25 protein-coding genes are annotated in these 25,213 nt (G+C 56.9%); 5 read left to right on the top strand and 20 right to left on the bottom strand.

All coding sequences use genetic code 11. The features are described 5' to 3' along the window. Nucleotides 1–6: 6 nt before the first annotated feature. The 5 genes from trpS (at nt 7) to HMPREF9241_RS05300 (ending at nt 8,078) form a co-directional block, all read left to right on the top strand. Nucleotides 7–1,107 carry a tryptophan--tRNA ligase gene (gene trpS / locus HMPREF9241_RS05280; protein ID WP_006681247.1) on the top strand — a complete coding sequence of 367 codons (1,101 nt, stop codon included), beginning with the start codon at nt 7–9 and terminating at the stop codon, nt 1,105–1,107. Nucleotides 1,108–1,248: 141 nt separating this feature from the next. After that, nucleotides 1,249–2,010, top strand: coding sequence for a VIT1/CCC1 transporter family protein (locus HMPREF9241_RS05285; protein WP_006681248.1), 762 nt, complete (start codon nt 1,249–1,251; stop codon nt 2,008–2,010). Nucleotides 2,011–2,141: 131 nt separating this feature from the next. Beyond that, nucleotides 2,142–4,190, top strand: coding sequence for an alpha-1,4-glucan--maltose-1-phosphate maltosyltransferase (locus HMPREF9241_RS05290; protein WP_006681249.1), 2,049 nt, complete (start codon nt 2,142–2,144; stop codon nt 4,188–4,190). Nucleotides 4,191–4,281: 91 nt separating this feature from the next. Next, a complete protein-coding gene (glgB, locus tag HMPREF9241_RS05295) occupies nt 4,282–6,483 on the top strand; it encodes a 1,4-alpha-glucan branching protein GlgB (RefSeq protein WP_040318627.1) in 2,202 nt (733 codons plus the stop codon). A 137-nt stretch (nt 6,484–6,620) separates the two neighbouring features. Further along, nucleotides 6,621–8,078, top strand: a complete 1,458-nt coding sequence (locus HMPREF9241_RS05300) for a phosphotransferase (RefSeq protein WP_006681251.1) — start codon at nt 6,621–6,623, stop codon at nt 8,076–8,078. Between the two features lie 90 nt (nt 8,079–8,168). Here HMPREF9241_RS05300 and HMPREF9241_RS05305 read toward each other — a convergent pair whose 3' ends face one another. The 20 genes from HMPREF9241_RS05305 to rpmE all read right to left on the bottom strand — a co-directional run bounded on the left by HMPREF9241_RS05305 (nt 8,169) and on the right by rpmE (nt 25,172). Beyond that, entirely contained in the window at nt 8,169–9,056 is an 888-nt protein-coding gene (locus HMPREF9241_RS05305; RefSeq protein ID WP_006681252.1) for a tetratricopeptide repeat protein, read from the bottom strand. 71 nt (nt 9,057–9,127) lie between these two features. After that, complete coding sequence (locus tag HMPREF9241_RS05310; protein ID WP_243440779.1) at nt 9,128–10,183, bottom strand: hypothetical protein; 1,056 nt, start codon at nt 10,181–10,183, stop codon at nt 9,128–9,130. Then, on the bottom strand, nt 10,144–11,661 hold the full coding sequence (locus HMPREF9241_RS05315; RefSeq protein ID WP_006681254.1) for a hypothetical protein: 1,518 nt from the start codon (nt 11,659–11,661) through the stop codon (nt 10,144–10,146). The genes HMPREF9241_RS05310 and HMPREF9241_RS05315 overlap by 40 nt, the downstream gene beginning before the upstream one ends. A 139-nt stretch (nt 11,662–11,800) precedes the next feature. After that, nucleotides 11,801–12,043 (bottom strand): hypothetical protein, encoded by a 243-nt coding sequence (locus HMPREF9241_RS09655; protein ID WP_083856949.1) that lies wholly within the window; start codon nt 12,041–12,043, stop codon nt 11,801–11,803. A gap of 116 nt (nt 12,044–12,159) precedes the next feature. Next, nucleotides 12,160–12,858, bottom strand: a complete 699-nt coding sequence (nucS, locus tag HMPREF9241_RS05325) for an endonuclease NucS (protein WP_006681256.1) — start codon at nt 12,856–12,858, stop codon at nt 12,160–12,162. Between the two features lie 125 nt (nt 12,859–12,983). Then, nucleotides 12,984–13,388 carry a DUF2550 family protein gene (locus HMPREF9241_RS05330; protein ID WP_006681257.1) on the bottom strand — a complete coding sequence of 135 codons (405 nt, stop codon included), beginning with the start codon at nt 13,386–13,388 and terminating at the stop codon, nt 12,984–12,986. Nucleotides 13,389–13,453: 65 nt separating this feature from the next. Further along, complete coding sequence (locus HMPREF9241_RS05335) at nt 13,454–13,717, bottom strand: F0F1 ATP synthase subunit delta/epsilon (RefSeq protein WP_006681258.1); 264 nt, start codon at nt 13,715–13,717, stop codon at nt 13,454–13,456. After that, nucleotides 13,717–15,165: a F0F1 ATP synthase subunit beta gene (gene atpD, locus HMPREF9241_RS05340; RefSeq protein WP_006681259.1), complete on the bottom strand. Its 1,449-nt coding sequence runs from the start codon at nt 15,163–15,165 to the stop codon at nt 13,717–13,719. The genes HMPREF9241_RS05335 and atpD overlap by 1 nt, the downstream gene beginning before the upstream one ends. 23 nt (nt 15,166–15,188) lie before the next feature. After that, the gene (locus tag HMPREF9241_RS05345; RefSeq protein WP_006681260.1) at nt 15,189–16,118 is read right to left on the bottom strand and encodes a F0F1 ATP synthase subunit gamma; all 930 of its coding nucleotides are present in this window, start codon (nt 16,116–16,118) and stop codon (nt 15,189–15,191) included. A gap of 3 nt (nt 16,119–16,121) precedes the next feature. Continuing rightward, nucleotides 16,122–17,762 (bottom strand): F0F1 ATP synthase subunit alpha, encoded by a 1,641-nt coding sequence (gene atpA, locus HMPREF9241_RS05350; protein ID WP_006681261.1) that lies wholly within the window; start codon nt 17,760–17,762, stop codon nt 16,122–16,124. Between the two features lie 44 nt (nt 17,763–17,806). Then, the gene (gene atpH, locus HMPREF9241_RS05355; RefSeq protein ID WP_006681262.1) at nt 17,807–18,628 is read right to left on the bottom strand and encodes an ATP synthase F1 subunit delta; all 822 of its coding nucleotides are present in this window, start codon (nt 18,626–18,628) and stop codon (nt 17,807–17,809) included. Next, nucleotides 18,625–19,188 (bottom strand): F0F1 ATP synthase subunit B, encoded by a 564-nt coding sequence (locus HMPREF9241_RS05360; protein WP_040318562.1) that lies wholly within the window; start codon nt 19,186–19,188, stop codon nt 18,625–18,627. The genes atpH and HMPREF9241_RS05360 overlap by 4 nt, the downstream gene beginning before the upstream one ends. Before the next feature lie 8 nt (nt 19,189–19,196). After that, nucleotides 19,197–19,406, bottom strand: coding sequence for an ATP synthase F0 subunit C (atpE, locus tag HMPREF9241_RS05365; protein WP_006681264.1), 210 nt, complete (start codon nt 19,404–19,406; stop codon nt 19,197–19,199). Between the two features lie 44 nt (nt 19,407–19,450). Then, a complete protein-coding gene (atpB, locus tag HMPREF9241_RS05370) occupies nt 19,451–20,332 on the bottom strand; it encodes a F0F1 ATP synthase subunit A (RefSeq protein WP_040318563.1) in 882 nt (293 codons plus the stop codon). A gap of 235 nt (nt 20,333–20,567) precedes the next feature. Further along, nucleotides 20,568–21,014, bottom strand: a complete 447-nt coding sequence (locus HMPREF9241_RS05375) for a hypothetical protein (protein ID WP_006681266.1) — start codon at nt 21,012–21,014, stop codon at nt 20,568–20,570. A gap of 35 nt (nt 21,015–21,049) precedes the next feature. After that, the gene (locus HMPREF9241_RS05380) at nt 21,050–22,144 is read right to left on the bottom strand and encodes a glycosyltransferase family 4 protein (RefSeq protein ID WP_006681267.1); all 1,095 of its coding nucleotides are present in this window, start codon (nt 22,142–22,144) and stop codon (nt 21,050–21,052) included. A 42-nt stretch (nt 22,145–22,186) separates the two neighbouring features. Continuing rightward, nucleotides 22,187–22,846, bottom strand: coding sequence for an L-threonylcarbamoyladenylate synthase (locus tag HMPREF9241_RS05385; protein WP_006681268.1), 660 nt, complete (start codon nt 22,844–22,846; stop codon nt 22,187–22,189). Beyond that, entirely contained in the window at nt 22,843–23,724 is an 882-nt protein-coding gene (gene prmC / locus HMPREF9241_RS05390) for a peptide chain release factor N(5)-glutamine methyltransferase (RefSeq protein ID WP_006681269.1), read from the bottom strand. The genes HMPREF9241_RS05385 and prmC overlap by 4 nt, the downstream gene beginning before the upstream one ends. 32 nt (nt 23,725–23,756) lie before the next feature. Then, on the bottom strand, nt 23,757–24,860 hold the full coding sequence (prfA, locus tag HMPREF9241_RS05395) for a peptide chain release factor 1 (protein ID WP_006681270.1): 1,104 nt from the start codon (nt 24,858–24,860) through the stop codon (nt 23,757–23,759). Nucleotides 24,861–24,950: 90 nt separating this feature from the next. Beyond that, nucleotides 24,951–25,172, bottom strand: coding sequence for a 50S ribosomal protein L31 (rpmE, locus tag HMPREF9241_RS05400; protein ID WP_006681271.1), 222 nt, complete (start codon nt 25,170–25,172; stop codon nt 24,951–24,953). Nucleotides 25,173–25,213 lie beyond the last annotated feature (41 nt).

Below are 25,213 nucleotides of genomic sequence, written 5' to 3' on the forward strand. Positions count from 1 at the left end.
ACACCCATGACTTCCAGTGAAGACGCACTTGCACACTCGACATCCGACGCATCGCTTGCTCGTTCGAAGGCTCGTTCAGCCGAAATCGACCTGGCCATCGATGAAGATCCCACTCGCTTCCGTATCCTGACCGGTGACCGACCAACCGGGCATCTGCACCTCGGTCATTACTTCGGTACGCTCCGTAACCGTGTTCTGTTGCAGAACCGTGGCGTTGAAACGTGGGTTCTGGTTGCCGACTATCAGGTGATCACGGACCGCGACGGCGTTGGCCCAATTCGTGAACGCGTCCTTGGTCTGATTGCCGACTACATTGCTGCCGGTATTGATCCGGAGCGTTCGACGATCTTCAATCATTCTGCCGTTCCGGCGCTCAACCAGCTGATGCTCCCCTTCCTGTCTCTCGTCACCGAGTCTGAGTTGCACCGAAACCCTACGGTGAAGGCAGAACTCGAAGCCACCAACGGTCGCGCTATGACTGGCCTGATGCTGACTTACCCAGTTCACCAGGCTGCTGACATTCTGTTCTGCAAGGCGAATCTTGTTCCCGTTGGTCAGGATCAGTTGCCACACTTGGAGCAGGCTCGCCTGATCGCCCAGCGTTTCGATAAGCGCTATGGTCGCGCCAATCCCGAGGTTCCCGTCTTCCGTCGTCCCGAGGCCCTTTTGTCCGAGGTCCCGCTGTTGCTCGGCACCGACGGCATGAAGATGTCCAAGTCGCGTGGCAACACGATCGAACTTGGCATGACCGCTGACGAAACGGCGAAGATCCTGAAGAAGGCGAAGACTGACGCTGAGCGCACGATCACCTACGATCCCGCGAATCGTCCTGAGGTCGCGAACCTTTTGATGCTGGGCTGCCTGGCGTCCGGTCAGGCTCCCGAGGCAATTGCCGAGCAGATCGGCGATAAGGGTGCCGGCACACTCAAGATGTTCGTCACCGAGGCCCTCAATGAGATGCTTGCTCCACTGCGCGAAAAACGTAGCGAACTGATCAACAACGAGGACTACTTGCTCCAAGTGTTACAACTTGGTAACGAAAAGGCGAATGAGCAGGCGAACGAGACCCTCCACGAGGTACGTACCGCCATGAAGATGAACTACTGAACCACCATTTTCGCTGGTCAGACCGGCTAACTATGGGTGCCCTCAGAGCATTGAGGGCACCCACTTTTAGGTAGTACAAAGGTCCTAGAGGCGCGCTTTTCCTTGCTAGCGGAGCAGTCTTTTTCTCCCTAGCTTGAGAGAATGACAACTCTTATTCCGTTCACTTTTTCCGACTCTGTCAAGGGCTCACCCGTCGTTTCAGTTGCGCCTGTAGCCCAGAAGAAAGAGTCTCTTGCTGCTCGCCTCAACTGGTTGCGTGCAGGCGTTCTTGGCGCCAATGACGGAATCGTGTCGATTTCGGGTCTTCTTGTTGGCGTCGCAGCTGTGAACCCGGCAAACACGAAGGCCATCGCTATTGCGGGTGTAGCCGGGATCGTTTCTGCAGCCCTATCAATGTCCGTCGGCGAATACGTCTCCGTTTCCACCCAACGTGACACGGAACGAAAGATTGTCGCCGACCAGAAGGCTGCCCTGGTGGCTGATCCAGCTGGTCAAGAAAAGCGCCTTGCGTCCTTGTGGGAAGAACGAGGCCTGCCGAAAGACACCGCGACGTTGGTAGCACGGACGTTAAGCGAAAGTGACGCACTGGATGCTCACCTGTCGCTTGAGCACAACATTGACCACGACGATCTGACGAACCCGTGGGTGGCAGCGGGATCTTCCTTCCTTGCCTTCCTCTTTGGATCGCTCCTCCCTCTGCTCACGATGCTGTTGTTCCCACCCAGCATGCGTATCCCCGCAACATTCGTCGCCGTCCTTGTTGCGCTCGGTTTGACTGGGTGGATCTCAGCGATTCTTGGTCGCGCACCTCGCCTTCCCGCAATTGCACGTCTGCTCGTTGGCGGCAGCGTCGCAATGACACTGACCTTCGCCGTCGGCCACATATTCGGCGTCGCAGTCTGAAAAACGCGGCCGGCCTCGTCAATTCGGCGACGAGGCCGGTTTGGTTTATCTGAAACTGACCGCATACGCAAACACGAACCAGCAGCCCCGCGCTGACCACGCGAGCGCCCCAACTGACGTAGGCTGGTGACGTGAGCGACATTCTTCTTCCTCGAATCCCAGTCACTGAAGTTTTCCCTGTCGTTGAAGACGGCACGTTGGCCGCAAAGGCAACAGAAAACGAGCCTCTTCCCATTCGCGCGACGGTTTTCCGCGAAGGACACGACGCATTTGCGGCCGAAGCGGTCTTGCTCGACCCCGATGGTGTCGAGCACATGCGCGCTCCAATGGCGGACATCGCACCCGGCCTTGACCGATACGAAGCGTGGGTCAAACCCGATCGCCCCGGCACGTGGTCTTTCCGCGTCGATTCATGGTCGGACCCCTATGCCACGTGGCGTCACGACGCAACCATCAAAGTTGACGCAGGTGTCGACGTCGAATTGATGCTGGAAGAAGGCGCACTCCTGATGGAACGCGCCATCGACGGAAAAGCCCTGAACAACCCCCTGCAGCAGCCCCTCGATGCCAAGGACGCCGAGGTTCTGCGTGACGCCGCAGCCCACCTGCGCGATACGTCACGTTCGGTTCAGCAACGCCTGTCCGCGGGCGTGTCGTCACACGTGCGCGCCGTGTTCCGCGCCCACCCCGTACGTGACCTTCTTGGGTCTTCACGCGAATACCCTCTGGCCGTTGCCCGTGAGCGCGCCCTGACCGGTGCTTGGTATGAGATCTTCCCGCGTTCAGCCGGCGCGTTCCAGCGCGAAGATGGATCGTGGGTGTCGGGAACTCTAAAGCAGGCTTCCTACGAGCTCGACCGCATTGCTGAAATGGGCTTCGATGTCGTCTATCTGACACCTATTCACCCGATCGGCACGACAAATCGTAAGGGTAAGAACAATACACTGGTCGCCTACGAGGGCGATCCGGGTTCCCCCTACGGCATTGGTTCCCCCGATGGTGGACACGATGCGATTCACCCCGAGCTGGGCGATTTCAATGATTTCGACGATTTCGTTGAGCGCGCGTTAGAGCTTGGACTTGAAGTCGCCCTCGACTTCGCGTTGCAGTGCTCCCCCGATCACCCGTGGGTCACCGAACACCCCGAATGGTTCACAACCCGCGCCGACGGTTCGATTGCATTCGCGGAGAATCCGCCGAAGAAGTACCAGGACATCTATCCGCTGAACTTCGACAACGACTATGACGGCATCTACGAGGCCATTCGTGATGTCCTCGAAGTGTGGATTGAGCACGGCGTGACGATCTTCCGCGTTGATAACCCGCACACGAAGCCGGTGCGTTTCTGGCAGGAAATCATCGCTGACGTTCACGATACGCACCCGGAGATTGTTTTCCTCGCTGAGGCATTTACTCGCCCCGCGATGATGCGCACCTTGGGCGCAGTCGGATTCGATCAGTCCTACACGTACTTTGCCTGGCGTACTGAAAAGCAGGAGATCGAAGAGTATCTGACCGAGGTTTCGACGCAAACCGCTCACCTGATGCGTCCGAGCTTCTGGCCGACCACTCACGATATTTTGACCCCGCAGATGACGACGGGCGGTACCGCGATCTTTGCGATTCGTGCAATGCTCGCTGCTCTTGGCGCTCCGAACTGGGGGATTTACTCGGGCTACGAGTTCGTTGAGAATGTTCAGCGTCCCGGCTTTGAAGAGCAGAACGATAACGAGAAGTATGAGTTCCGCCCGCGTAACTGGGAAGATGCTGAGCCTCTTGGCATTACGCGCTTGTTCACCCTGTTGAATGCTGCTCGCGCGAAGCACCCTGCCCTGCGTCAGCTTCACCAGCTTCGGATTCACCCAACCTCTCACCCAGAGATCATTTGTTTCTCCAAGCAGGTTTCCGGAGTATTCACCGAGTCCGGGAACACGGACACGGTGATCTGCATCGTGTCGCTCAATCCTCATGAAGGTGTGTCAGGCACCGTGCACATTGATCTGAACGACCTGGGAATTCAAACCGCCGGTGGTCATTTCCGCGTTGTCGACGAGCTTGACGGCACCACCTACACCTGGGGATCCGAAGGCTGGGTTGACCTTTCCCCCGTTACTCGTCTTGGTCATGTGTTCTCTGTTGAGCCCACAACTGACCTCGAACCTTGGACCAACCGACACTGACATCGAGAAAGGACGGCTCTCACGGTGTCTTATGGCGAATTTTAGTGTCGCCCATCTCACAAAGATGCCGATGACGTGCGAGAATGTGGACATGACTAATGACTTGACCCCCATCCCCGTGGATCTAGCGACGCTCGATGCCGTTGGCAACGGCGCTCACTACAATCCTCACTCTGTCCTCGGCGCACATATTGGTGATTCATCAGTCACCATCCGCTCCGTTCATCACCTTGCTGATGCAGTCGACATTGTCACCGCAACCGCAGCGTACCCCGCGACCCACGAACACGCCGGCGTGTGGGTTGGCGTCCTTCCCGGTGAAGAAGTCCCCGACTATCGCGTTCGCGTCACCTACGGTGATCAGATCACGACTCTCGACGACCCCTACCACTACCTGCCAACGCTCGGCGAGATGGACACCTACCTCATCTCCGAAGGCCGTCATGAGCAGCTCTGGAAGGTTCTTGGCGCGCACGTTAAGCACTACAGCGGCGACATGGGCGACGTCGACGGTGTTGCCTTCGCCGTGTGGGCACCGAACGCACGCGCTGTCCGCGTTGTCGGCGACTTCAACTTCTGGGACGGCACCGCAACCGCGATGCGTTCTCTTGGCTCGTCCGGCGTCTGGGAAATCTTCGTCCCCGGCGTCAAGGTAGGCGCACGCTACAAGTTCGAAATCCAAGGTCCCGGTGGCAACTGGTTCCAGAAGGCTGACCCCCTGGCACGCGCCACCGAAATACCGCCAGCAACAGCCTCCGTCGTCACCGACTACTACCACGAGTGGACCGACGAAAAGTGGATGACTGACCGCGCCGAGCGCAACGTCCATGAAGGCCCGATGTCGATTTACGAGGTCCATGCTGGATCGTGGAAACAGGGTCTGGGCTACCGCGGACTGGCTGACGAGCTTGTCCCCTACGTCAAGGAAATGGGCTTCACGCACGTTGAGTTCATGCCTATGGCGGAGCACCCCTTCGGCGGGTCGTGGGGCTACCAGGTGACCTCGTACTACGCACCCACCTCGCGTTTCGGCACACCCGACGATTTCCGCTACCTTGTCGACGAATTCCACAAGGCCGGAATTGGCGTCATTCTCGACTGGGTTCCCGCCCACTTCCCAAAGGACGACTGGGCGCTTGCTCGTTTCGACGGCACTCCCCTGTATGAGGATCCGGATCCGTTGCGTGGCGAGCATCCTGACTGGGGAACCTACGTCTTCAACTTCGGTCGTCGCGAGGTCCGCAACTTCCTGGTTGCGAACGCCCTCTACTGGCTCGAAGACTTCCACATTGACGGTCTGCGCGTCGACGCTGTCGCCTCGATGCTCTACCTCGACTACTCGCGTAAGGACGGCCAGTGGCGTCCAAACCAGTACGGTGGCCGCGAGAACCTTGAAGCGATTGAATTCCTGCAGGAAGCCAACGCGACTGCCTACCGCACGCATCCTGGCATTGTCATGATCGCAGAAGAATCAACCGCATGGCCGGGCGTGACCGCACCGACCAGTGGTGGTGGCCTGGGCTTTGGCATGAAGTGGAACATGGGCTGGATGAACGACACCCTCCACTACATGGCAGAAGACCCGGTGAACAGGCGCTGGCACCACGGCGAACTCACATTCTCGCTGGTCTACGCATTCTCTGAGAACTACGTGCTACCGATCTCCCACGATGAAGTTGTTCACGGCAAGGGCACCGTCGTCGAGAAGATGCCCGGTGACGACTGGCAGCGTTTCGCTGGCACCAAGGCACTGTACGCCTACCAGTGGTCGCACCCCGGCAAGCAACTCCTGTTCATGGGTCAAGAGATCGCCCAGCGCCAGGAATGGAACGAGTCCTACTCGCTCGACTGGTGGATCACCGACTTCGAAGGCCACGCTGGCGTTCAAGCGCTGGTCTCCCGACTCAACCACCTGTACGCCCAAAATCCTGCTTTCTGGGATGACGACTACACGGGCTTCGAGTGGATCGATGCATCCGACGGGGATCACAACCTCATCACCTACCTGCGTAAGGGCAAGCGCGAAGGCACCGAACAGCCGGTCGTCGTCTGCGCAGCAAACTTCGCTGGTAACCCGCATGAGGGCTACCGAGTGGGACTGCCCTTCGGCGGCGAATGGACTGAAATCCTCAACACCGACTCCGAAGAATTCGCAGGCTCCGGCGTGACCAACCCAGGTGTGATCATCGCAGAACCGATCCCGTGGAACGGCCGCCCGTTCTCAGTCGAGCTGCGTATTCCGCCGCTCGGTGGACTCTGGCTGGCACCCGTCACGCCTGACACAAAGCACTGACACCTTCAGGGCGGACTCATTCATCGAACGAATGTCGATAGAATGAGTCCGCATTTTGTGTTGCCCCCGCAAGGGCAGACACACATGCACCGCGCACCATCAACCGATGCTCCCCATCCGTCAAAGGAGACTAAACAGTGAACACCTCGACCTCGCACCTGTCGTGGCCCGCAGATGAGGACCTCCTTGCCGGGCTCCACGCATGGATGCAGGACCGCCGTTGGTTTCCACTGAAAGGTGACGCAGCACCGACACTTGATGAACTCAGCATCCACGCCGATGTTGCATTGGGCGACACGATTCGTGATCTGTTGATCAGCGCGAAACGCCCCGACGCTCTCGACGAGGCCCCCGTTCTGATCCACGTCCCCTTGGCCCTAGCACCCGCTTCAGACCTTGATTCCTTTGCTGTCGCCGGCGAAATCCCCGGATCGCATGGTTTCGTCATGGAAAGTACCCCCGAGGTCGCATTCATTGACGGTCCGCACCATCCCGATTTCTGGCGGGCGTGGGCGAGGCTTGCCCACACCCAGGGATCGTTCCTTGACGATGAGGGCATCGCTGCGATCGAAAGACGCGCCAATAGCGGACGAGTCATGACCGGTGAGCAGTCGAATACGAACGTCGTCATGCGTAGCGGTGAAGGTGATCCTTATGCTGATGACATCGTCATCAAGCTTTTCCGCGTCCTCGCCGCAGGTCGCAACCCCGATGTCGAGGTGTCTGTTGCATTGGCAAAGGACGGGTGGGATCGCGTCCGCACACCCGTCGCATGGTCCACACTCACTTGGAACGACGCTCTAACGGGCGAAACCATCCTGACCGACTCCGCGGTAGCCTGCACCTTCATTCCAGCCGCTGACGACGGTTTTGAACTCTTCTGCGACTATGCCACCCATGACAACCCAGCGAATGGAACAGTTCGTAGCTCCGCAAGAGCACTAGCATTCACTCTCGGTCAAACGACCGCCCAGATGCACTCCCATATGGCCGCCTCCCTGGGTACATCCGCCCCCGTTCCCCCCTCAGAGCTTGCCCACTCCCTGCGATCGCGCGCCTCGTGGGCGCTGGCAGAAGTCGCCTTCCTTGCAGAACGCATCCAGAATTTCGAAGAGAAAGTCGACCGCGTCTACGCGCGCCTCGAAGCTCTCGATCGCCTCGATGAAGCAACACGCATCCACGGCGACTACCACCTGGGGCAGGTCCTCCACGAAAAGGATCTTCCCAAAGGCGTAGAACCACGCTGGTTTGTTCTCGACTTCGAAGGAGAGCCCCTGCGTCCGCTTGCCGAACGCTCAATGCCTGACCAACCCATGCGCGATGTTGCCGGCATGCTCCGTTCCTTCGACTACGCGGCAGCCGTCGGAAAAGCCACCGACGAAACATGGCGAACCGACATGCGCACCGCTTTCATCGATGGATACCGCGATTCATTCGGTGACATGAACGAGGCAGACAAAGAACGTAAGCGAGCACTGATCGTGGCCCTCGAACTCGACAAGGCTCTCTACGAAGCCGTGTACGAAGCACGAAACCGCCCCGACTGGATTGACATTCCAGTACGAGCCATCGAAGCTCTCATCACTGAAGACTAAAAGCGCCATCCCTGCGTCAACCACTGCGGGGCGGGCATCACCACGATGCCCGCCCCGCAGAGTCTAAGAAAATCTTACTTTCTACGTCGCTCACACAAGCACGAGCGTCGACAAAATCATGCGCGCCTTCATGACATCGGGAGAGTTACCGGCGACGCGGAACAGATCCAGCAAGCGCAACCGCGCTGCATCCTTTGCTTCCGTGTCATCGGCCGTCGCAATGATCTTCAGCAACAGGTCAAACGCACCTTCGTGATCACCGGACGCAAAGAGAGCATCAGCATGGGCCGCCGGATCAGACGCATCAGCTGAAGCACTCCGCGCAGCAACACGCACACGCGCCAAGTGAGCCTTCGCGGCCTCGTCCTTCGGATTCAGATCCAGGACCTTCTCCCACAAAGCGATCGCTTCATCCAGCTGTCCTGCTTCTTCGGCGCTAAGAGGAGCCTCGTGTGCAGGCGGAATCGGAGCAGCCGTATCCTCTTCGGACACCGCAATACGACCGTTAATCCCCATCTGAGCGCCAGCATCCAACACCTGATCAATGATCGGGCGCACCTGATCCTTCGGCGCAATTCCCTGGAACAACGGAAGCGGACGCTGATTCATCAACGCCACAACGGCGGGTACACCCTGAATCTGGAACGCCTGCGCAATGTGAGGCGACGCATCAACATCGCCAGTCGCCAACTGGAAACGACCCGCATAGTCGCGAGCAAGATCCTCCATCGAAGCAACAAACGGCTTCGACTCCAATTGTGACGACGAATACATGACAATGATAACCGGAACGGTCGCTGAATTCGCCATCAGATCTTGGAAGTTCTCTTCACTGACCTGCACAACCAGTGGCACATTCAACCCCACCTGAGCCTCAGGTGAGCCCGTTTCCTGGCCAGAAACCTGAGCGGAAGCTAAAGCCCCCAGCTCCACCGCCCCATGGGAGTCAGCAGGCATCATGCTCGATTCATTCGGCATTGTTCCTCCAATGCATTTCAGACATACGTCGGCGGCAGTACCAATCAAGCGCCCCTCGAAGTGTGAGAACTCTAGTTACCGGGGTTCGTTGATTCGTCCATCGTCACGGATTCAAGAACACGTTCAGCGCCGATAATACGCGCGACACCGCCTTGTTCGCTCGACGGAATGTTCATCATCACGGTCGCCACGTAGGTTGCAACCGCAGTGCCCTTAACCGAATCATCATCTCCTGCGTTCATAGTTGCCGTCTGGCCCCCCAGCCGCATCGTCGAGCCGGCAACCGTACGAGAGTATGTCAACGTGTACGAGAATGTCGTAGCGACAAGAGCCGAACCATCTTCCAGTACAACGCCCGTCACCGGGTTCTCCGTCAGTCTTGCCGACGCAGTCACATTACCGGCAGCTGCCAGCGAGGAATTCAACGACGATGCCGCATCAAGGTACTTGGACGTGAACTCGTCCGAAGCGAAGTGTTCATTCGAAGACAAAGATGCGTTCAGCATGTCCACATACGCTTGCGCAGCGTCACCGGGTGTCATGACAAACCCCTCGGTGTCATTCGTTACGTATGCCGACCCCTTCGTCACCGCAGGGGTGGTCAGAGAAGTTCCCCCGAGCATACGCGCCCATGCAACCAGCGAGTATTCGCTACGAGCATCGTTCTGCACGAGCATCTCGATGACGGGCAACTGCGACGTGTCGGCTTGGCGGATATTCACGATGGCACGAGGCCACTGCAACGAGTTTGTCACTGCTGTCGTCTGAGGAGTCAGGTCAAGCTGGGTAACAGCCTCACCGGACGCAACAGAGTAAGCGTATTGGGCTTTACGCATACGAGCTGCGCCACCGGAAATACGGCCGTCAAAGACGTCACCATTGAGCGCTTCATCAGCACTGTTCAACGTTTCTTGAGCCTCTGCCAGCGCTGACGAAATCCGCTCTTGATCAAGGTTCGGCGAAACGGAGGCCGACTGGTTGGTGTCAGAAACAGTCAGTTCTCCCCCGCCACATCCAGCCAGGCCAAGCGTCGCTACAAGAGCAGTCGAAAAGACGAGAGTGCGTCGTTTCATTGCAATCTCCTTCGTCAATTCTTCTTCAACCAGCGAGACATGAGCTTCGTCCACGAGTCACTTCCGCTACGGGAAGCAGACGAGGATTCTTCAGACTCTGATCCCGCAGACTCATCAGAATCCGTCTGGTGCACAATCGGAATCAGGCCGGTGTTGAACTCGCGTCCATCAATCACGATCTTCTCTTCGCCCTTCTCACGGGCTTCGCGCAGTGCGCGACGGCTTGGAAGTGTGACGCCGGGGCGGATGCTCGACAGATCGATGATGCCGGTATCGGTTGAGACCTTCTCGGGCGGATCCTGGTCTTCGGTGCCCGTCCATTCACCGTGGCGACCAGCCACCGGCTTCACAGTCTCTTCTGCTTCGGGGACTTCTTCTGAGGTGTTGTCTTCGCCCCCAGCTGAATCTTCAGATTCAGCTTGAGCAACCTGCTCACTGTCGTCGGAAACAGGGGCACCATCAATGGTCACATCATCGAAAGTGGTTGCGTCACTGGTTTCTTCAGTGATTTCGCCGCCGTTTAGTCGGTCATCCGTCGCCCATTCGTCGATTGCCTGAGCTACTGCCTCTTCAGAATCGCTGACCTTGTCTGTAACTTCAGCATCTGCGACTTGGGGGGCTTCATCAGAAGTGTCCTGTTGCGCAGACTCTTCGTTTTCCTCGGTGGAAGCGTCCTGAATAGAAGCTTCTTCGGCCTTCTTTGCATCGGCTAGGGCGCTCACCGCATTAACGTCAATTGCTTGAGTATCGGTCGAGTCAGCGCTACGACGCTCTTCCAGCGCCTTCGCGCGCTCGGCACGATGACGAAGAAGCTGGTAACGGCTCAGGAATGCCACACCTGCGATCAACGCAAACAAGATCGCAAGAATAAAGGAAACAATCGCAAGAGTATTCACACTACGGGTTGCCCACGTCAGTGTCAGGGTCGTATCAGAAGCACCCGACGCAGAGACTGCCAGCACCGAAAGACCAGCGGAAACATCATCTAAAGACACAGATACCGTGCCTTCACCCGTCACGGAGTGCAACCACATATCAGACTTGGATGCGTCGGCAACCAACTGAGCAGGCTCAGTCCCCACCTGAGATTGAGTAGCACCAGATTGTGCACCTGACTGAGCACCGGAGTGCGCCGTATCCGAGCCAGACTGAGCACCAGACTGTGCACTCGACTGACCGGTATCACCAGCAACGCCTTCGTGCTGATTCACCTTCAGGACACTACGATCCGAGGTCAGACCAACAACTTCGGTGTAGGGATCGTTCCCGATCCAACCGAGGACGTCACCGGGAGTGCCGACACCCAGTGTCAGCTCAGCGCCCGATTTTGACGTCGCCGTCACGACAACGTTCTTGTCAAGCAACGGCAGAACGCGGTCACGCGTCATGATGATCGCCGTTGGCGACTCAATAGACGACGACAGTTCCTTTGGTGGCTGAAAAACGGTCAGAGCAAGGACACCAATGATCACAAAAACCAGTGCAATCGCGCCAGCGGTGGTAGCAGCGGCGTACGCCTTGATTCGGTCCACGCGTTGCCTCCTCGGTTATGAAGTAAAGACTCTAACCGTTCAACGATACGAGGAAACGCACGAACAGGCACATGAAATTCGCTATCTCGTGACAAATAACATGAGATTAAAGGGCACTTCCACGCTCCTATGCCACTTCCTAGTTCGGACGCAGTCCCCTGTTCCAACAATCCGTGTGCCAATGACGCCTACCATCGAGTCCCTGTGGCAGACCATAGGGAGCTTCTTCTGGCCATGCAACAACGTGTGCTGCCCCAACAAGCACCGGGCGTAAACACCCCGGACATGTATATTCCTTCGAAGATGACGAGATGCGACGAACCTGATAATCACTACCATCAGGCCCAGTTTCCGTATGAGGCATCGACGAAAGCCGTGTCATATCAAGCTCACGGTGAGGCTCACTCCATCGCCGTTTCATTGAACGTCGTGCCATGGCCCTACTTCTCCATTCGCTTCGTCATCATGGCGATAGATGTCAGCGCGCGTTCGACGACATCAGAACAGACGTGACTCAGGATCATCGAAGCCACGCATAGCGTCATAATCGAGCACAACACAGCGGATGCCACGATCCTCGGCCAGAGTACGAGCCTGCTTCGAAATCTCCTGGGCGGCAAAAATGCCCGACACATTCTTCAGCAACGGATCGCGCGACAAAAGCGAAAGGTAGCGAGTCAACTGCTCAACACCATCGATACCGCCACGACGTTTCACTTCAATAGCAACGTGCTCACCCTGCGGATTCTTCACCATCAAATCAACGGGGCCGATCGGAGTTTCAAACTCACGGCGAACGAAAGTCCAGCCTTCACCCAAGACTTCAGGAACCTGCTCTGCCAGCAACGCCTGAAGATGTGTCTCAACACCGTCCTTCACAAGACCGGGGTCTTCGCCCAAATCAACATTCACATCCGAGACGATGTCGTGAATCGAGATGACAAGACGGTCATCTTTCTTATCTGCTTGGACAGTCCACACTTCAGTAACGCCGTCGACTTCCTCATCACTTTCAGGCACTTCCACAGTGACCGTGCACGGGGCATTCATCCAGTTCAGAGGCTTATATGATCCACCATCCGAGTGGATCAAAATTGAACCATCCGCCTTGAGCATGATGACGCGCGTGGCGGGGTCAAGGTGGGCTGACAGACGACCGGAATAATCAACGGTGCACGTTGCAATGAGGACTCGCACGCCCCAGAGCCTAACAGGTGAAGGCACCCGATCTTTACTATCAACGCCTCAGACGTGGCAAGATGCTCAAATTTCAAAGCTGAGAAGCAGGAAGCGACAACCTAGTAGCAGTGCATGAAAGGAACTCAGACCTGAGGCGGACCGGATTCGACCCACGAGACAAGCGCATTGTATGTTTCCTTTGACAATGCGATCTCATAGCGCTTCTCGTTGGAGAGCAGGCGAATCTCAACAAGTTCGCCATCTTTAGAATGCGGGTTCGCCGCAGAGATCTGAAGTCCTCGACGCTTCACGGAATACACGGGCTTATTCGTCAAACCAACCAAGCGATACCACGACAGCGATTCAACGTCGTAGAGTCCCAGTCCCGCGGCCCATCCCGAGTGCTGATCGGGACGTGAGAATGACCGGAATGCGCCAAGCTTGTTTTCCAAGTGACGCGCACGCACGTTAATGATCAGCAAGACAGGCAGACCAATAACCACAACACATACCACGAGCCACACCACAATGGCGAAAAGCGAAGTCATGAAGCACCTCCGATCAAAAGTGTGAAAGTGCCCCCGCTCGGATTCGCCCGAACGGGGGCTCCTTATCAGGAAATCGTACCGTGATCAGCGACCACGGTCACAAAATCAGAGTCAATGGACGCAAATCCGCTGTCAACGGTGAATGTCTGGACACCTTCCTTGGTCGTCACCAGCACAGTGCCTGCATTCAGCATGGCAAGCATGGGCTGACGACCCGGCAGAATACCCAGCTGTCCATCAACCACGGGGATCTGGACGGACGTACCAATGCCGTGCCAGAGACGTCCCTCGTGGGAGACAATTTCGACTTGGAGTACCTTGTCGGCCATCAGGCATCCTTCTTGAGCTCATGCCATGCACGCTCAACGTCTTCGATGCCACCAGCATTGTAGAACGCTTGCTCCGGAGCCTCGTCGTAGTAGCCCTCGGCAAGACGCTTGAACGCTTCGATGGTTTCAGACAGTGGAACCGTCGAACCGGGAACACCGGTGAACTTCTCAGCCATGTACATGTTCTGTGCCAAGAACTGTTCAATACGACGTGCACGTGCGACCGTGACCTTGTCTTCTTCGGAGAGTTCATCAACTCCAAGAATCGCGATGATGTCCTGGAGTTCCTTGTTCTTCTGAAGAATCGCCTTCACGTGGGTTGCAGTGTCGTAGTGTTCGCGACCAACCAGAGTCGGATCAAGGATTCGTGACGAGGATGCCAGCGGATCCACTGCCGGGTAGATGCCCTTCGATGCAATTTCACGCGAAAGTTCGGTGGTTGCATCGAGGTGGGCGAAGGTCGTTGCCGGAGCCGGGTCGGTGTAGTCGTCGGCAGGCACGTAAATGGCCTGCAACGACGTAATCGAGTGACCGCCTGCGGAGGTAATACGTTCCTGTAACTGGCCCATTTCGTCGGCCAAGTTCGGCTGGTAGCCGACGGCCGAAGGCATGCGGCCAAGAAGCGTTGAAACCTCAGAACCTGCCTGAGTGAAACGGAAGATGTTGTCGATGAACAGAAGCACGTCCTGATGCTGAACATCGCGGAAGTACTCAGCCATCGTCAGACCGGTGAGTGCGATACGCAGACGCGTGCCTGGGGGTTCGTCCATCTGACCGAACACAAGCGCGGTCTTGTCGAAGACGCCTGCCTCTTCCATTTCGCGGATCAGGTCGTTGCCTTCACGGGTACGTTCGCCAACACCGGCGAACACGGACACGCCACCGTGGTTCAGAGCAACACGCTGAATCATTTCCTGAATCAGAACGGTCTTGCCGACGCCTGCACCGCCGAACAGACCGATCTTGCCACCCTGGACGTAGGGGGTCAGAAGGTCGATAACCTTGATGCCCGTTTCGAACATCTTGGTGCGGGCTTCAAGCTGATCGAATGCCGGAGGCTGGCGGTGAATTGGCCAACGCTCGGTGATTTCGAGTTGCTCGCCTTCCTTCAGGTTCAGCGGTTCGCCGGTCACGTTGAACACGTGGCCCTTGGTGATATCGCCGACGGGAACCGAGATCGGTGCACCCGTGTCAGTGACAACAGCACCACGAACTAGGCCATCGGTCGGCTTCAGCGCGATGGTACGAACAAGGTTGTCACCGAGGTGCTGCGCGACCTCGAGGGTCATGGTGAAGGATCCTTCACCCTCGCCCTGTCCGGCAAGGTCAACATCAACCTTCAGTGCGTTGTACAGCGGAGGAATGCTGTCTGGCGGGAACTCGACGTCAACGACGGGGCCGACGACGCGAGCGACGCGACCTTCCGCTTTTTGTTCTTCCTGGCTCATAGTTCTTCTCCGTGTTCTGGGGCTCAGCCCGCGACCAATGCGTCGGCCCCGCCCACGATCTCACTGATCTCCTGGGTGATGTCCGCCTGACGGGCCGAGTTGGCCAGGCGCGTGTACTTGGTGATGAGCTCTTCAGCGTTATCGGTTGCGGTGTGCATCGCGCGCTGACGCGACGCAAGCTCAGAGGCAGCCGACTGCAGGAGCACATTATGAATACGACTTTCCACATACAGCGGAAGGATCGCATCGAGTACGGCTTCCGGAGATGGGATAAATTCGTATTCGGGGAACGTCGATGATGGATCGTCGTAGTAACCGCGTTCTTCCCCGCGTTCTTGGTCCGATTCGGGAGCGTCAACAACAGAAAGCGGAAGCATCTGTCGGACCTCGGGAACCTGACTCATCACGGACACGAAACGCGTGTATACCAGGTGAACTTCTGAAACACCCGTTATCAGAGTACCGTCCAAGAAACGGGAGAGAAGTTCGGTTGCGATCTCACGAGCTGTTTCAAGAGTCGGCGAATCAGATTCACCTTCCCATGAACGTTCGATGGCGACTCCACGGAATCGGAAATACGAGCGTGCACGACGACCGAAGGTATAGATGATGGGTTCTTTGCCCTCGTCCTTCAGGCGAGTAATCAGGCGTTCCGATTCACGAAGAATCGTCGCCGCATAGGCACCCGCCATGCCACGGTCGGAAGCAATGACAAGAACAGCCACGCGATGCGTATTGTGACGTTCACGCGTCAGTGCGTGATCCAAATCCGTGTGGATCGCGACTGCTGCAACTGCCTGCGTCAATGCCTTTTCGTACGGGCCAAGGTCCGAAGCCGCGCGACGCGCAGCACCAATCCTTGACGCTGCGATCATTTCCATCGCGCGGAAGACCTTCGCCAGCGTTTGCGTTGAGGCAATCCGCTGCTTGTAGATCCTCTGCTGACCACCCATGGATCAGGCCTTCTCGTTCGAGGGACGCTGACGGGTGATTTCTTCGCGAGTCTGAGCTGCTTCCACCTCGGAGTCATCCAGCTTGACAACGCCTCGACCGGAGCTGACCCACTGATCATGGAATGCCTTCACCTGGGATTCCAGTTCAGCTTCTGTTTCGCTTTCCAACAGACCGGTTGATTCGATCGTGCCCAGAACTGAAGAGTTCACGCGCAGGTGATCCAGCAGGGAGCGCTCGAAGGAAAGAACCGCGTCGACCTCAAGATCATCCAAGTAGCCATGCGTACCAGTCCAGATCGAAGCGACCTGCTCTGCAGTCGAATACGGCGATGCCTGCGGTTGCTTCAGAAGCTCCATCAGACGCTCACCGCGAGTCAGCTGCTGGCGGGTTGCCGGATCAAGGTCGGAAGCGAACATGGCGAATGCAGCCATCGAACGGTACTGAGCGAGTGTCAGCTTCAGCGTGCCAGCAACCTTCTTCATTGCCTTCACCTGCGCGTCGCCACCAACTCGAGAAACCGAGATACCGACGTCAACGGCCGGGCGCTGATTCGAGTTGAACAGATCGGACTGCAGGAAGATCTGACCATCGGTAATCGAAATGACGTTGGTCGGAATGTAGGCAGACACGTCGTTTGCCTTGGTTTCAATGATCGGAAGCCCCGTCATTGAACCCGCACCGAGCTCATCGGAGAGCTTCGCACAACGTTCAAGGAGACGAGAGTGCAAGTAGAAAACGTCACCGGGGTATGCCTCACGCCCTGGCGGACGACGCAGAAGAAGGGAAACCGCTCGGTAGGCTTCAGCCTGCTTGGAGAGGTCATCGAAGATGATCAGAACGTGCTTGCCCTGATACATCCAGTGCTGGCCAAGTGCAGAACCCGTGTAGGGGGCCATGTACTTGTAGCCTGCGGGGTCGGAAGCCGGGGAGGCAACGATGGTCGTGTATTCGAGTGCACCGGCATCTTCCAGAGTTGAACGCACAGAAGCGATCGTCGAGCCCTTCTGACCGATAGCAACGTAGATGCATCGCACCTGCTTGTTCGGATCGCCGGATTTCCAGTTTTCGCGCTGGTTCAGGATCGTGTCCAGAGCAATCGCGGTCTTACCGGTCTTGCGGTCACCGATGATCAGCTGCCGCTGTCCGCGACCAATCGGGATCATTGAGTCGATTGCCTTCAGGCCGGTCTGCAACGGTTCATGAACCGACTTACGCATCATGACACCGGGGGCCTGCAGCTCGAGTGCGCGTCGGCCATCAACATCGGTGATCTCGCCCAAGCCATCGATCGGGCGACCCAGCGGGTCAACCGTACGCCCAAGGTAGCCATCACCAACCGGGACAGAAAGAACCTCACCCGTTCGGTGAACAACTTGGCCTTCTTCGATGCCACCGAAGTCACCGAGGATAACGGCACCGATTTCGCGTTGTTCAAGGTTCATTGCCAGGCCAAGTGTGCCATCGGAGAAGCGGAGAAGCTCATTGGCCATTGTGCCTGGCAAGCCTTCGATGTGAGCGATACCGTCGGCGGTCTCGGTGACGTGACCAACCTCTTCGGTGGCTACTTCACTGGGACGGTAGGACTGCATGAAGGAGTCCAATGCGCCACGGATCTCCTCGGGACTGATAGACAGGTCAGTCATGAGTAATTCCTTCTGTAAACGTTTCTAATCGGTAGTGGTGGCTGTTAGGAAGCCAGAGCCTGTTTCATATCTGAGATACGAGTCGAGAGGCTGGCATCGATCGATGTTGTCTGTGCACGTAATGTGAAGCCACCGACAAGACCGGGAACGACCGAGATAGCAAGTGAAATCTCTGAGTTGAAGCGCTTTTCCAAGAGCGAACGCAAGCGAGAAACCTGCTCTGACGACATTTCGACCGCGCTTTGAACTGTGACAAGCCGCCTGTTTTGGATGACAGCTGACCATTCGGCGAAGCGTCGAAGGTTCACCAGAAGGCGCCCGCGACGAGAACGACCGACGGCACGACGTAGCAAACGCATCGTCCACACTGAAAGCTTCGATCCAAAAATCGCGGTGGCTAGATCACCACGTTCATGGGATGTGCCTAGCGAAGCATCGGAAAGCTTCAAGCGGAGTTCACGGTTGCCTTCAAGGAAATGGCGTACTTCAAAGAGTTCGGATTCGACTCTATCGAGGCTCGAAGCACGATTCGCATCTGAAAGAACTGCGAGGATACCAAGGACCTCCGTGGCATCGGCAAAACTATCGAGATTCGACCAGTGTTCACGCACCATCATTTGAAGAACGCTGAGTGAAGCGTCCGTTGTAAGATGCGAGCTCAGCAAAGTGCGAACCAGCTGAGCTTTGTCGTCACCACTACGTGATGGATCAGTGAATGCACGAATAACCCGCGGTTCTTTCTTCACGAGGTCAGTGATGGAGAAGAAGTCCTCTCCCACTGCACGCGCGTCGACATCGCTCTGGGCTAGTGCGTCTTCGAGTTGCGTTGCACATGCAACGCGAGAGAGTCGACCGAGTTCACTCATCGATTCGTACGCTCGCTTTCACGGAGAGTATCCGCCTCAAGATCGTCAAGGAAACGATCGACGACACGGCTGGTCAGTGCGGTGTCGCTCAGATGTTCACCAACGATCTTTTCTGCCAACTCGGTTGCCAGAAGACCAACGTCAGAGCGCAGGGAGATCTCAGCTGCCTGCTTTTCAGCAAGAATCTGACGTTGCGCGTTCTCGAGGATACGGGTCGCTTCGTTCTGTGCTTCCACTCGCGCGTCAGCAATGATGCCCTGTGCTTCTTGGGAAGCCTTTTCACGAATCTCGTGAGCCTCGATATTCGCCTGCTTCAGCGCGTCTTCACGATCGCGTACTACACGCGCCTGGTCTTCCTTTGCTTTTTCGGCAAAAGCAAGGCCCTCTTCGATCTTCGCTTGGCGTTCGTCCATTGCAGTGTAAAGACGCGGAAGAGCAAACTTACCAACGAGGAGGAGGACGATGAGCAGAACAAGCGCCGACCAGAAGATCTCGTAGAGCGGAGGAAGAATGACGGCGAGGCCGCCTACTTCCTCACTCGCGGCGATTACCTGGTGCATAGCGATGGTCACTTAACGATGAGCGGAAGAACGAAGCCGATGAGGCCGAGTGCCTCGACCATGCCGGCGCCGATAATCATATTGGTGAACAGACGGCCACCAACCTCAGGCTGACGAGCGGTGGATTCCTGGGTCTTTCCGACCAATAAACCAATGCCGATGCCAGGGCCGAGGGTTGCAAGACCGTAGCCGATGTAGGCAAATGCTGCGGTTGTCATAGTGTTCTTCCTTTTGTATTGGACGCCAAGAGGCGCGGTTGGGCTTAGTGAGCTTCGATGGACAGTTTGATGTAAACGGCGGAAAGGATCGTGAAGATGTACGCCTGAAGGAACGCAACGAAAACCTCGAAGGCCGTCATGACAAACATTGCTGCACCGGTCAGCACGCCGAGGGAACTCATTGCGTTGAGCTCGTGCAGAAGGATTGCGGTACCGAAGTAGGTCATACCCAAGAGGAGGTGACCAGCAATCATATTCGCCAAAAGCCGCAACATCAGTGTGGACGGGCGAACGATGAACGTCGAGAGGAACTCAATCGGCGTGATCAGCAGGTACATTGCCTTCGGCAATCCCGGCGGGAAAAGCTGGGACTTAAAGTAGCGGCCAATGCCTTGGGCCTTGATACCGCTTCCGACGAAGGTCACGTAAGAGATGATGGCGAACACCATCGGAACAGCAACGACCGAGGATGCTGCAATGTTGATGCCGGGAATAACGCCGGCAAGGTTCATGGCCAAGACGCCAAAAAATGCAAACCCGATGAATCCTGCGAAGCGACGACCGTTCTTGTTCCCAAGCATTTCAAGCGCAACATTCGCGCGAATAAAATCGGCGAGGAATTCAACGGCCATCTGACCGCGACCTGGAACAAGCTTCGGCTTACGGGCAACACCGACCAGTGCAAGGCAGAGAACAAGCGCCATGATCACGCGGGCAAGAGTCAAGCGTGAGAACTCAAAAAGAGTTCCTTCCCCGAAAATTGCGCTCGGGAAAAAATCCTCAAGTCCGGGTTGATGGGGGTGCTGTGTAAAAGCGGGAATTGCCGTAACAACGATAACGATGACGAGAATGACAAGAAGCGTCCAATACCAGACCGGTTTTGCAGTGCTTGCTCGACGGCTCGTCGAGGGCGATGACGTGGACAGGGTGTCCTCCCGGGTAGGTTAATCGACTTTGACAGGCATTTTCACCGTTGATGAAGCGGTCTAACCATCGTACCAGCAGCGTGAGCTTTGATTCATCTTTAAACATGAGCTCACCAGATTGTTGTGGCTCACGTTTTCCCAAATGGGAACGAACAGGTGTTCAGAGGAGTAGTTCACACACGCAGTCGAAAGCCAGTCACGAGGTTCTTTCTGAGCCTCGTGAACCTTCGCACAACTAGTCGACGTTGAACTGGCGCATTCGCACCAGCGCCACCAACTCGAACAATTGGGAGACGACGATCGCGATCAAAGCGCAGGTAGCGGGAAAACGCACCGGCTGGGCAAAAGCGGTCGGTAGATAGACGAACAGAGCGATTGCGCCGATGCGACCGATGTACGAAAAGGCAATCCACGCCAGAGGATTGCGGGCGGGCTGGCCGAGCTCCAGAAGCGACCCCACATGAATGCCAATAACTGACGCGATCACGCCGATAGCAAGGAGGATTGAGAGGATTTGCGCTCCCCCCGCGTAGCCCAGCGCCCCTACAAGGAGGATCGCCACCACTGCGGTCACGATTTCAAAACGCGCAAGCTTTGCCACGGTCGAAACAAAGAAAGCGGGACGAGAATCGTCTACTCCTTCGTTTTCCTTCGGTTCGTGATTGTGGGAGGAAGTCGTCATTGCAGGGAGTTCTCTCAAAAGTGGGCGACGGATATTCAGCGTGCGCTGTAGCGGGCACTAGGGAATTCGCGCAGTGTCAGCCCGACAGCAACAGCCAAGAATGGGCTGGTAATCAGCAGAATGATCTTCCAGTCGACCACAAGCAGACAGACTGCGGGAATACACACTAGGGCTGTCCACATCCACATGATCGCGACGACCGTACGGTGCGAGTGTCCTCGCATGATCAGACGATCATGGAAGTGGGATCGGTCGGCGTGGAATGGGCTCTTGCCTCGAAGCATTCGCCTGATCGACGTGACAATCAAGTCAAGAATTGGGATGAAAATGACCGACAAGGGCAAAATAATCGGGAGCACCCCGACGAAAATCTGTTGCGTTCCCAGCAGTGATGGGTCAATTTGCCCAGTCATGATGATGCCGGCTGCAGCCAAAACAAGACCGAGTGTCTCCGCTCCCCCGCCCATCATGATTGACGATGGGTGGAAGTTGAACCAGAGGAAGCCGACACATACGCCTACCAGCGTGATCGTAATCAACGAGGCCGTCGTCGCATACGATGTTGCGCCGACGATGCGGGTCACCGAATAAGAATAGACGAAGAATGCTGCCGCCCCGATAGCGATAATCCCCGCTGCTAGCCCATCAAGACCATCAATGAAATTGACGGCGTTAATGATGCCGACGACAAGGAACACTGTCACGATCAAAGACAGGCGCGATGACCCGATGGTGATGCCGAAGATCGGGAAAGATACCAGCTGAACACCGTTAAACGCCATGATTCCGGTGATCAGAATCTGTCCGGACAGTTTCGCCATCCAGTCCAGTTCGATGACATCGTCGATAACTCCAAGGATGCACATTCCGAGAGTGGCAAAAAGGACTGCCCAGGGAATACTGGTTGCATACAGGGGACTCATGTAGGGAATCCTCGACGCCAATAAAAGCGTCACGACAAGACCGACCGTCATCGCGATTCCACCAAGGCGAGGAATCGGGTCCTTCTGGATATCGCGGGAACGCAGCTTGGGAACAATCCCCCACGCAATGCACGCACGCCTGACAATGGGAGTCATCAAAACGGTGACTCCCATGGCGACGAGCATGAGCAGAAGATAGACCTTCATCGGTCGGGGGGTTCCAGGCCTTTCAGTGTGAACCGGTTGCGATCACTTTGACGTGTTCGCGGGTTCGATGGTGGTTCCAGCGGTAAGCGATAACTGTTCTAAGGATAGTGTGCCCAGACGGATTGCCCGTACCCCACCCTTCGTGAAGTCGAGGATTGTTGAGGGTGTCGAGCCGGGAGTCGGGCCACCGTCAACGTAGAGCGGAACCTGCGTCCCAAAGTAGTCCACTGCTTCGCCAACGCTTGTTGCCGGTGGATTTCCGGTGGTGTTTGCGCTGGTCAAAGCCAGTGGGCCGACCGTATCCAACAGCGTGCGGATGCGGGGCTCGTTCGGCATACGCACGCCGATTGTTCCCCCGGTTTCACCCAGATCCCAGCCAAGGTCGGGGCGTGCCCGCAGGATCAGAGTCAATCCGCCCGGCCAGTATTCATCTGTCAACCGGTATGCAGCCTCGGGGATATCGATGCAAAGAGTTTCGATTGATTCGCGCCCCGGAACGACAACGGGCGGCGGCATTTGGCGACCTCGTCCCTTGACTGCAAGAACGCGAGCCACTGCGTCAGGATTACTCGCATCGCACCCGATTCCGTACACGGTGTCTGTCGGGATGACGATCAGCTGACCGCTTTTGACAGCGGTTGCCGCTTCCTTCAGGTCTGAGCTATCCCACGTGGGGGTGCAAGAAATGATTCGCGTAGTCACATCGGCATTGTGCCACGTCTGGTAACAAGATAGCGATCACGACCCGTCAGATCGGGCATGGTCTGAGGGTGCGTGAAGCCTGCCCGTTGTGCAGCGGTACGCATCAGTTCTGATTGACTCGGCGAGTGTTCAACAATCACCCAACCGCCGGGCTTCAACAAGGTGGCGCTGCGCGCGAGGATCGCAGATGGAATCTGCATGCCACTCTCTCCCAGCCCGTAGAGTGCCATATCCGGGTCTCGCTGGGCTTCTGCCTGCGTCGGAGCCTCGTTAAAAGGAACGTAAGGCGGGTTCGAGACAACAATGTCGACACTGCCGTCAAGGTCAGCCAAAGTGGCCGGGTCAGTTGCGTCACCGTTCACGAGGCCAATGCGCCCGCCACCGTATTTTTCACAATTTTCCTTGGCGCATTGGAATGCCACCGGCGACAGTTCGACGGCGAACACATCGCTTTTGGGGATTTCGTGTGCAAGCGAGCAGGCGATTGCACCAGATCCGGTACACAGATCGACGAGGCGCACGCTGTCACGAGTTTTCAGGATCTCGCGCGCCTGATCGATCGCCTGGCCCGCAACGACTTCGGTTTCTGGACGGCACACGAAGACACCTGGCATTGCACGCAACGTCAGACCACGGAAGAACATGCGCTCAGTGATGTGTTGCAGTGGAACACGTTTCATTCGTCGTTCAACCCCATCAATAAAGCGATGAACGATCGCTGGGGCGATGGGCTCACGGATTGACCACAGTGATTCCACATCCGCCGCCCATTCCAGAAGTTCGCGCGCCTCGGAAGCTGGAGCGGCCTCGTCGATCTGAGAAAGCTGGGCGCGTGCGAAGGCAAGAGCGTCGCGGACGGTGGAAATCTCGGCAGTCATTGGACGGTCGGTGAAATGGTCGCGAGAGACTCTCAGGCGCTGGCAGAGGCGAGTCGCTCGGCTTCATCGGCTTCGATCAGCGAAGCGATGACGGGCTCAAGTTCGCCGGCAAGCACGCGATCAAGATTGTGCGCTTTGTAGCCGGTGCGGTGTTCAGCGATGCGATTTTCTGGGAAGTTGTAGGTGCGTACGCGCTCGGAACGATCAACGGTGCGAACCTGGCTGAGGCGCTGGGCCGATGCTTCAGCTTCGCGCTTCGCACGAGCTTCGGCTGCCAAACGGGACGCCAAGACGCGCAGGGCTGCTTCCTTGTTCTGTAGCTGCGATTTTTCGTTCTGCATCGAGACCACGATGCCCGACGGAATGTGGGTGATGCGGACAGCGGAATCCGTGGTGTTCACCGACTGGCCACCGGGACCCGAGGAACGGTAGACGTCAATGCGCAGGTCGTTCGGGTCGATGACAATCTCAGTGTCATCTTCAAGTTCGGGCATGACGAAGACGCCGACTGCGGAGGTGTGAATACGACCCTGCGACTCGGTGACGGGCACGCGTTGCACGCGGTGAACTCCGCCCTCGAACTTTAAGTGAGCCCACACGCCTTCTTCTGGGGTCACGGTTCCCTTGGCTCGAATTGCCAGCGTGATGTCTTTGTAGCCACCGAGTTCAGTGTCCGTTGAAGAGAGTTCTTGGACGCTCCAGCCCTTCGATTCGGCGTAGCGCGCGTACATGCGAGCGAGGTCGGATGCGAAAAGAGCGGATTCTTCACCGCCCTCTCCTGCTTTAATTTCGAGGATGACGTCGAGGGCATCCTCACTGTCGCGCGGTGCGAGGATTTTCAGTAGCGTGTCGTAGGCGTCTTGCGCCTCATTTTCGAGGCCTGGAATCTCGTCAGCGAACGATGGATCTTCCGTGGCCAGTTCACGGGCAGCCTCAAGGTCATCTCGGGTGCTCGAGAGTCGATCAGCAGCAGCCTTGATGCGAGACAGCTCAGCAAAACGCCTTCCCACGCGACGCATCTTCGCAGGGTTGGAAAGAGTATCCGGCGCCGACATCTCCTGTTCGACGCTTTCGTACTCGCTCAAGAGTGCTTCAAGGGCACTCAGACCTTCACTGGTCTCGTTATCGACTGCCATGGACTTCCTTTAAAGCTGAGTGGCCAGATACGCCTCGGCGCCGGGCGCTTAACGCTCCCGGCGCCGATCAAAACGCAACGTACGCTTGCCTCATTTGGAGGGACGAACACGCTTTCCGTAACGTGCCTCGAACTTAGCGACGCGACCGCCGGTGTCGAGGATCTTCTGCTTGCCGGTGTAGAACGGGTGGCAAGCGGAGCAGACGTCCACGCGCATCTCACCGGTGGTGAGGGTGGAACGGGTGTGGAAGCTGTTACCGCACGTGCAAGTCACGAGGGTATCCACGTATTCGGGGTGGATGTCCTTCTTCATGGAGTATCTCCTGGGTTCGTTGGTGCCCCGGGTCCGGATCC

Origin of the sequence: Schaalia turicensis ACS-279-V-Col4 (assembly GCF_000296505.1) — a bacterium.
Taxonomy (GTDB): Bacteria; Actinomycetota; Actinomycetes; order Actinomycetales; family Actinomycetaceae; genus Pauljensenia; species Pauljensenia turicensis_A.